The following is an 8,792-nucleotide window of genomic DNA, read 5'->3' on the forward strand; positions in this document are numbered from 1 at the left end:
CAGGAGCCACAGATGACAACCGACCTGCGGACAGGGAGCGGACGATGAGCGTGGTGCTGGAACGGCCGGCCGAGCTGGTGGACGAGATCGTCCGGGAGGCCGCCGCCGTGCTCGGCGGAGGGCACGCCGCGGTGCCGGTGGACGCCCGCTTCTACGACGACCTGGGCTTCGACTCGGTGATGCTGATGCAGCTGAAGTACCGGATCGAGCTGCGCTTCCCGGAACTCGGCGAGCTGTCGCTGGCCGAGATGGTGGACAGCCTGGTGAACTGCTCGACGCTGGCCGAGTACCTCGCCGAGCTGGCCGCCGAGGCACGACCGTGATGCCGGTCCGGGGGCCGAGTGCGGCCATCGGGCGGCCGATCCCGGTGTACCGCGGTCCGGACGGCGGCTGGGACGACGTCCGGGAGTCGCTCGCCCGGCGCGGCAGCGCCGTCCTGGTCGCCACCCTCGGCGACTGGATGCCCGGCGACCGGCCGGCCGGCGGGCCCGCCGCCGAGCCGGCCGGCGAGGACTACCCGGGCGACCGGGCGGTCCTCGGCCGGGACTGGGCCCGCTACCAGGCGATGTCCCACGACCAGGTGCGGGGCCGCTTCCTGGCCTCCCGGCTGCTGCTGAAGACCGCGGCCGGTGCCGCCCTCCAGGCGCCGCCGGAGACCGTCGACCTGGCCTACAAGCTCGGCGGCCGCCCGTACCTGCGCGGCTGCGACCAGGTGGACATCAGCCTCAGCCACACCGAGGACCTGCTGGTGGTGGGGCTGACCAGACGCGGCTGGATCGGGGTGGACGCCGAACTGGAGGACCGGCTGCTGCTGGGCACCGGCGCCGAGAGGCAGATCTGCACCCCTCACGAGGCCGCCCAGCTGGACCTGCTGGAGCCGGAGCGGCGCAACCCGGCGCTGGTGCGGCTGTGGACCCTCAAGGAGGCGTACAGCAAGGCGATCGGGCAGGGGCTGCGGTTCCGCTTCACCGAGTTCGGCTTCCCCGGCGAGGACGAACCGGTCCAGGTGCTGCGGCCGGACGGCTCCCCGGGCACCGGCGGCGAGTGGAGCTTCGGCACCTGGGCGGTCACCGGCTACACCGTCAGCGTCGCGCTGTTCGACGCGGGCTTCGACGAGACCCCGGACATCGCCGCCGCCACCATGCTCGACGACGGCCTGGTCGACGCCCTGATCGGCCCGGTCCGCCCCGGTTAGCTTCCGGAGTGTGATCAGAAGGTTGCTTGCCGCGATCTCCTGACTAGAATCGCACCTCTGGCAGGACACAGAGCCAGACCGATTCGAAGCTGTACCGGTATCGGAGGCTGACTCTGTGAGCCGGTGCGCGGACGGGGGCCCGGGCCAAGTGATTCGGATACTGCTCGCCGAGGACATGAACATGGTCCGGGGGGCGCTGGTGGCGCTGTTAGGCATGGAACCGGACATCGAGGTGGTCTCCGAGGTCGACCACGGCGACCAGATCCTGCCGCAGGCCCTGGCCCACCGCCCGGACATCGCGGTGCTCGACATCGACCTGCCCGGGGTGGACGGCCTGACCGCGGCGACCATGCTGCGCGAGCGGCTGCCCTCCTGCCGGGCGCTGATCCTGACCAGCCTGGGCCGGCCCGGCACGCTGCGCCGGGCGATGGCGGCCAAGGTCTCCGGCTTCATCCTCAAGGACGCGCCGCCGGAGGAACTGGCCAAGGCGATCCGCAAGATCGCCTCCGGCGAGCGGGTGATCGACCCCCAACTCGCCATGGCCGCCTGGGACTCGGGCGACAGCCCGCTGACCAACCGGGAGGTGCAGGTGCTGCGGATGGCCGCGCAGGGCGCCGAGGTGACCGAGATCGCCGCCGGGCTGTTCCTGTCGGCGGGCACCGTACGCAACTACCTGACCAACATCGTCACCAAGCTGAACGCCCGCAACCGGGTGGACGCGATCCGGATCGCGGACGAGGCGGGCTGGCTGAGCTGAGCGCCGCCGGCCCGGACGGCCGCGGCGGGGCGTCAGGAGACGCTGCGCAGGTCGGTCTGCTGGGCCAGCGGCACCAGCGCCACCACCTGGAAGGTGCCGTCCGGCTGGACGCCGGCGGTCAGCGTGCCGCCGATCGCGGCCAGCCGGGTCTCCAGGTTCCCGAGACCGCTGCCGCCCTCCTCGCCGGCCGCCCGCGGCATCGGCAACTGGCCCACCACCCGGGCGCGCTGGCGCTGGCGCTCGGGCACGCCGTCGTTGACGATCCGCAGCCGGATGTCCGGCCCGGCCTCGTTCACCTCGATCCGGCACCGCTCCACCTTGCTGTGCCGCAGCATGTTGGTCACCGCCTCGCGCAGCACGGTGGCCAGCGTGGTGTCGACCACCCCCGGCAGGTCGGCGCACTCGATCCGGGTCTCCACCGCGATGTCGGCGGCCTCCAGCATGCCCCGGGCCGACTCGGCCTCCCCGGCCAGCGACATGTCGCGGTAGCCCCGGGCGACCGCCCGCACGTCCGACAGCGCCTGCCGGGAGATCCCCAGCACGGAGGTGAGCTCGTCGACCGCCCGCCCCGGGTTGTTGTGCACCAGCCGGATCGCCACCTCGCTCTTCAGGGTGATCGCGGAGAGGCTGTACCCGAGCAGGTCGTGCAGGTCCCGGGCGAACCGCAGCCGCTCCTGGGCGACCGCCAGCCGGGCCAGCTGGCCGCGCGCCCGGTGCAGTTCGACCACCAGCGTGACCAGCCGGCTCAGCCCGTACATCATCAGCCCGGACAGCAGGGTGGAGACCGCGACGTACACCACCTCCACCGGACGGAGCTGGAACGCCACCGCCACGCCCGCCATCGAGAGCACCACCCCGGCGTACCAGACCCAGGCCCAGAGTCCTTCCAGCAGCATCAGTCCCGAGGCGGCCAGGAAGCCGCCGGCGGCGCCCCAGATGGCGCCGAAGACCAGGATCGGCAGGTAGGTCAGCAGCGCCTGCACGGTCAGCGTCACCCGGCCGTATCTTCGCCGGACCTGCTTGGCCTGGGGCAGCGCGTGGACCAGCTGGCAGCAGCAGATCGCCACGAAGCAGACGATCCCGAGCACGATGCTGGTGGTGGCCAGCGGCAGCACGCTCAGGTTGACCGAGACCTGCACCAGGTAGGCGAGCAGCGCCGTGTAGAGGATGCCGAGCGCGAACAGCGGTGCGGGTTCGGGCCGGGCTGCCTCGTCACCGGCCAACTCGTCTCTCGCCACGGGTCCAGGTCCTCCGATCAGACACAACTGAGGACTGAGCGTACGGGGTGAGTGGCGGTCAGGCACCGTAGTTCCAGGGATGGTTGGCGGCGGCGGGGAGCGCGGCCGCCGGTGCGACCACCAACTGTCCGGTCGAGGACTCGGCGCGCCAGTCGAGCCGGGCGACCCGCGCCCCCGCCGAGATGTCGGCCGCCGCCAGCGAGGCCGTCGCCAGACCCATCGCCGCCGCGGTCAGCTCCAGGGTCTGCAGGGCCGCGCCGGTCTCCCGGAGCACCAGCGCGTAGCTCTGCCCGCTGAACTTCCAGGCGGTCCTGGCGAACCGCGCGGTCAGCGTGATCACCAGCGGCGGCGCCCCGGCCAGCCCGGCCGACACCCTGGTACAGGACAGCACCTTGGCGAGCACCTCGCGGTCGTCGCTCACCAGGGTCAGCCGGTGCCCGTCCGGGTCGTAGTGGAACACCCCCGGCGGCAGGCCGCGGCAGCGGTTCACCGTGACGTACAGCTCCAGCGGATGGGTACCGCCGAAACTGCTGTACGGCCGGTCGCTGACCTCGTAGTCGGGCGGCCCGGACGGGTCCTTGCCGACCGAGCGGACCCGGGCCGAGCGGTAGAGCAGCTCGCCGAGCTGCTCCAGGCTGAGCGTGGCCACCGGGTCGGCGCAGTCCGGCTCGGGGGCCGACCGCTCCAGGACGGCGCCCAGCGGCGGTGTGGCGGGGCCGTCCGCGGCCGGGCGCGGCAGGGTGAAGCGGGGGCCCTCGGGGGCGGGCCGGACCGCGGGCTCGGGCGCGACCCGGCCCGCGTGGGCGAAGGTCGCGCCGAAGTCGTGGTCGTGCCGGCCGATCGTGCTGCGGGTGTGGAAGAGCAGGTCCACCGGGGACCACAGGGACAGCACCGGGTCGGAGTCCTCGGTGAACTCCGCCGGGCCGCCGCCCCGCCCCGGCGTCCCGGCGACCGCCAGGCCCGCGCCGAGCAGATGGCCGGCCATCTCCCGGACGGCGTCAGACGGGAACGGCTGGGCCGCGGTCAGTTCGGCCAGCGTGGTGGTCCAGCCGAGCGCGCCGAGCAGCCCCGCCACCGCCGGGCGGTGCGCGGCCACCCGGAACAGCGACAGCGGGGACTCCACGGTCAGGCCCGCCCCCGAACCGGACAGCACGGCGAACCGGGACAGCCGGATCGGCTGGTCCGGCCGCAGCTCCACCGGTTCGAGGACGGCCGCCGGCGAGATCGGCACGACCGACAGCAGCGGCAGTTCGCTGTCGGTGAGCCCGACCGACCGGATCGTCAGGTGCTGGATCCGGCCGAGCAGGGCGGACAGCCGCGCCGGGGCGCCGCTCTCCGCGTCCCGGAGGATGTTGCCGAGCGAGATCGGCCCGAAGGTCATCCGGCGCAGCGCCTCGCGGCCGGCCCGGTCGGGCCGGGCCAGCCGCACGGTGGTCCAGCGGTTGCGCAGTACCGCGTCGCCCCTCGGCCCCTCGAACTCGACGTCCACGTCCTCGCGGAGCGACCAGAGACGCTGGAGCTCCGGCGCGGAGCCTCGGGCCGGTAGGTCCATGGGGCTCTCCGGGTTAGACAGTATGCGGATGACCACTATCGGGCGTGCCGGTCGAGCACCGCTCGAGTCTCACACGAACCGACCCGACGATACCGCCGATCGGGCAACTCGCCTCCAGGGGGCCCAAGTTCGCCGGGCAGGGATCAGACGAACAGCGGCACCGGGTTGAGCCGCTCGTACGGGGTCGGCCCGGCGAGCCGGCCGAGCCGGACCGGTACGTCGTACAGCCGGCCCGGCGCGAACCGGGCCCAGAAGTGCCGCAGTCCCGGCACGATCACCCGGACCACCGGCAGCCCGATGTCCGCCCTGGTCTGGTCGAGCACCAGCAGCTCCATGCCGTGCCGGCGCAGCAGTTCGCCCGCGGTCTCCACGTCCGCGCGCAGGTCGGTGCCGGCCGGCGAGGGACGGTCCCGCGGCCGGACCGGCGGCTGCGCCGGGTCGGCCAGCAGGTACGGGTGGCGGGCGACGGTCGCCGTCCGCCACCAGTGCAGCGCGGCCGGGTCCTGCAGGGAGTAGCGCGGCGGGCCGCCCGGTTCGGCCGGGGCGACCGCCGGCAGCAGCTGGTTGACCTCGGCGACGGCCCGGCGCACCGCGAGCGGGAACTCGTAGTGGGCGCCGAAGCCGAACACGATGTCCTCGGTCGGCCCCTTGACCCGGCGGGAGAGCACGGCCACCACCGGGACGCCGAGGTCGGCGGTGAGGTCGAGCGCCCACAGTTCGCGGCCCTGGCGGCGGTGCAGCCGGGACACCTCGGCGATCCAGGGGTCGTTCAGCGCGGCCAGGTCCACCCCGGGCTGGCGGGTGCGGTTGTACCACCACAGGGCGACCGCGTCCCGTTCCACCAGCTCCAGGAAGCCGTGCAGCACGGCGTCCTCCAGGGTGCCGCCCGCGGCGCAGCCGTTGGAGTCGGCGCGGGCGTAGCGGGCGCCGTCGCCCGGGTGGGCCGAGCCGTAGAACAGCATCGCGGTCGGCAGCAGCCGCTGCCGCTGCCCGGTGAGCGACCAGACCGGGGTCCAGTCGACCGGTGCCCGCTCGTCGAACGGCTCGCAGACCTGCTGGTAGCTGCCGTGCGCGGTGTTCCACCAGGCCCGGTCCCGGTACTGCCGCTCGTGGTAGAGCTGGACGCGGTTGGGGTGGACGGCGGCCTCCCCGAGGCCGTGCAGGCTGTCACGGATCCTCGGCTCGTCGCCGTGCAGCCGGCCCGACTCCCGTTCCAGCGCCTCGCACAGCGCGCTGACCCTGGCGTCGAGTTCGGTGACCCCCTTGCCGCCGCTCTCGCGGCGCAGCGGGGCCCGGCCGTCCGGCACGGTGCAGGTACGGGCGGTGTAGGAGTGCAGCAGGGCGGGCGCCTCGGCGCGGGTGATCTGCTGGACGATCCCGGAGACCGGGCTGACCAGGTGGCCGTAGCGGTCGAGGACCTGCTGCGGGGTGAGGTGCCGGTGGCCGTTGCCGGTCAGCGAGTGCTTGCGCGCCGGGCGCAGCACCACCGGCCGCAGCATCCGGGACGGGCCCGCGCCCGGGGTGCCGCAGACCGGGCACTGCGGGCGGCCGGCCACCGCGTGCTGCTCGGCCCGCAGGCTCAGGGTGTCCAGGGTGTGGATCTCCTGGTGCTCCGAACCGGTCTTCCCGGCCAGCCACTTGGCGGCCTGCAGGGCGGCGAGCTGGAGGCCGATGGCGCGGGTGGCGCCGAGCGAGGCCTCGGGGCCGAGCGGTGGCTCGGACATGCCGAGGGCGTGCTGGACGGTCACCTCGTGCACCCGGTTGGCCCGCAGCCGGTGGGCCAGGCACTGCCAGCAGGCACCGGCGGCCGGGTCGAGCACCGGGCCCGACCAGACCACCGAGCCGGTGGGCTTGGCGATCAGCCAGGGCCGTCCGGCGGCGCGCTGGGCCAGGTCGATCCGGCGCAGCACGGGGGAGAGGTAGTCGTCGCAGACCACCACGGTCAGTTCGGCGGCCCCGGGCCCGCCGGGGCCGACGCAGCGCAGTCCGGCGGCCTCGAAGGCCGGGCGGACCGCCGCCTCGTCGTCCTGGCCGACCGTCAGGATCCTGACCCGGCCCGCCCCGACCCGGGCCGAGGAGCTGGTGCCGTCGAGGCCGGCCAGCTCCCAGAACGCTTCGGCCCGCGGGTCCCGGCCCGGCTGGTCGGCCGGGCGGTAGCAGACCAGCCCCGCGGCGGAGAGCGAGCCGAGCAGCTCGCCGATCTCCGCCGCGGAGGCGAGGCCCTGGGCCTCCCGCAGCAGGGAGGGAAGGTCCCGGGTGCCGTCGAGCAGTGGTGCCACGGCCTCGACGTGCGGGCCGCGCAGGCGGGTGGTGCCCCGCTCGGATATCAGGTACGCCCCCTCACCGGCCACGACCTCGGCCCGCAGGTGGCGTCGGAACGCCAGGACCTGCGGGCCGGCCGTGGCCGGCGCCCCGTTCTCCGACGCAGCTCTCATTGGCGAGTGCAGAAGGTGAGGTCGGGGAGGATGGTCACGTCGTTCAGGTTCTCGATGGTCAGCGGGGCGCCGCCGGGGTTGCCGAGGGCGGGGGCCGGTGTGTCGAGCGGCAGGTGGATGCCGAATTCGGCCAGCACGGGCGCCGGTTCGGCGTCGTACCGGTAGCGGAGGGCCGGGTCGAGATGGGCGGCGATGACCAGTTCGGCGAAACGCCAGTCGCGCTCGAGGCAGGTGCTGGACGGTGCGGCTGGAACGGCGAGTGCGGTCACGGGAGCTACTCCGGTGTTAGGGATGGCCTGTGCTCACAATGGGTACGGCACGGAAGTCTGTGTGATCCGACCCCGCCGTGGACAGTGGATCCGTCATGCGCGTGGTGTGAGAATCCCATGGCGGACGCGTGCTGCGATTCCCGCCCGATCCGTGAGGATCTCACTGTTGCCGGCCACCCGCCGCGTGCGACGCTCTCCGGAGTGAGTCCCCGGTGGCGCCCAGCAATGGAAGGGAGGCGGATCCATGCAGATCAACCTTCTGGGCCCGTTCGTCGCGCAGGAGCAGGAGACCTCCTTCGCACCAAGTGCCGCCAAGCCGCGCCAGATCCTGGCGTTGCTGGCGCTTCAGGCCAACCAGGTGGTGACGGTGCCGACGCTGATGGAGGAGATCTGGGGTGACCAGCCTCCGCGCAGCGCCTCCACCACGCTCCAGACGTACATCCTGCAGCTGCGCCGCAAGCTCGGGACGGCCTTCCACGCCGAGCAGCCCCAGGCGGCCAAGGAGATCCTGGTCACCCGGTACGGCGGTTACCTGCTCGACGTGCAGCCCGGCGAGGTGGACAGTTCGGAGTTCGAGCGGCTGCTGGCCCTCGGGCGGACGGCGCTCGCCGCGCACGACGACCTGAGTGCCTCCAAGCTGCTCGGCCAGGCGCTCGCGCTGTGGCGCGGGCCGGCCCTGGTGGACATCCAGGTCGGCCGGGTGCTGGAGATAGAGGTGCTGCAGCTGGAGGAGGCCCGGCTCGGCGCGCTGGAGAGCCGGATCTCGGCCGACCTGCGGCTCGGCCGGCACGCCATCCTGCTCAGCGAGCTGACCATGCTCACCGCGCAGCGTCCGATGCACGAGGGCCTGCACGCCCAGCTGATCCTGGCGCAGTACCGCTCCGGGCGGTCCTGGCAGGCGTTGGAGACCTACCAGCGGCTGCGTTCCACGCTGGTCGGTGAGCTCGGGATCGAGCCGTCGGCCCGGCTGCAGCGGCTGCACGCCGCGGTGCTCGCCGCCGACACCAGGCTCGACCTGGCCGGCGCCGAGCTGTCGATGGAGCTGCAGCACGTCGTCGGCTAGCCCGTGTTCGACGTTCGGCCACCCGTTGTTCGTGTTTCCGGTACGACCGCTTCCCGGCTGGTCCGTGCCGTGATCCGAGCCGGTCTCCACCGGTTGTCCAGTACGGGACGAGTGCGGCGCGAGATGCCGTTCCTACCGTCCGCCGCATGGACATCCTTGATGAGCTGGAGATCGTTCCCGCCGATGTGCGGGGTCGGGTGGCCGAGCTGCACGACCTTCGGGAGCAGGTCCGCCGTGGCCCGAGCGAGAAGGCCACCGAGGCGCAGCACGCGAAGGGGAAGCT

Annotated in this window: 8 protein-coding genes; 4 read left to right on the forward strand and 4 right to left on the reverse strand. The window is 73.4% G+C overall.

Annotated elements, in window-relative coordinates; translation table 11 throughout:
- Window positions 1-44: 44 nt before the first annotated feature.
- The 3 genes from AB0D08_RS31060 (at window position 45) to AB0D08_RS31070 (ending at window position 1,952) form a co-directional block, all read left to right on the forward strand.
- Window positions 45-323, forward strand: a complete 279-nt coding sequence (locus AB0D08_RS31060) for an acyl carrier protein (protein WP_051812385.1) — start codon at window positions 45-47, stop codon at window positions 321-323.
- Window positions 323-1,195 carry a 4'-phosphopantetheinyl transferase superfamily protein gene (locus AB0D08_RS31065; protein ID WP_033820399.1) on the forward strand — a complete coding sequence of 291 codons (873 nt, stop codon included), beginning with the start codon at window positions 323-325 and terminating at the stop codon, window positions 1,193-1,195. Before AB0D08_RS31060 ends, AB0D08_RS31065 begins: the two co-directional genes overlap by 1 nt.
- 148 nt (window positions 1,196-1,343) lie before the next feature.
- Window positions 1,344-1,952, forward strand: a complete 609-nt coding sequence (locus AB0D08_RS31070; RefSeq protein WP_033820400.1) for a response regulator transcription factor — start codon at window positions 1,344-1,346, stop codon at window positions 1,950-1,952.
- A 32-nt stretch (window positions 1,953-1,984) separates the two neighbouring features.
- Here the strand turns inward: AB0D08_RS31070 and AB0D08_RS31075 are convergent, their stop codons facing one another.
- The 4 genes from AB0D08_RS31075 to AB0D08_RS31090 form a co-directional block, all read right to left on the reverse strand.
- Entirely contained in the window at window positions 1,985-3,190 is a 1,206-nt protein-coding gene (locus AB0D08_RS31075; RefSeq protein ID WP_359893543.1) for a histidine kinase, read from the reverse strand.
- 58 nt (window positions 3,191-3,248) lie between these two features.
- Window positions 3,249-4,742, reverse strand: coding sequence for a SagB family peptide dehydrogenase (locus tag AB0D08_RS31080; protein ID WP_051812390.1), 1,494 nt, complete (start codon window positions 4,740-4,742; stop codon window positions 3,249-3,251).
- 143 nt (window positions 4,743-4,885) lie between these two features.
- The gene (locus AB0D08_RS31085) at window positions 4,886-7,177 is read right to left on the reverse strand and encodes a TOMM precursor leader peptide-binding protein (RefSeq protein WP_359893546.1); all 2,292 of its coding nucleotides are present in this window, start codon (window positions 7,175-7,177) and stop codon (window positions 4,886-4,888) included.
- Window positions 7,174-7,446, reverse strand: coding sequence for a hypothetical protein (locus tag AB0D08_RS31090; protein ID WP_051812391.1), 273 nt, complete (start codon window positions 7,444-7,446; stop codon window positions 7,174-7,176). Before AB0D08_RS31090 ends, AB0D08_RS31085 begins: the two co-directional genes overlap by 4 nt.
- 244 nt (window positions 7,447-7,690) lie before the next feature.
- Here AB0D08_RS31090 and AB0D08_RS31095 point away from each other — a divergent pair, with 244 nt between their 5' ends.
- Complete coding sequence (locus AB0D08_RS31095) at window positions 7,691-8,509, forward strand: AfsR/SARP family transcriptional regulator (protein ID WP_033820403.1); 819 nt, start codon at window positions 7,691-7,693, stop codon at window positions 8,507-8,509.
- Window positions 8,510-8,792 lie beyond the last annotated feature (283 nt).

Source organism: Kitasatospora sp. NPDC048540 (assembly GCF_040651175.1).
Taxonomy (GTDB): domain Bacteria; phylum Actinomycetota; class Actinomycetes; order Streptomycetales; family Streptomycetaceae; genus Kitasatospora.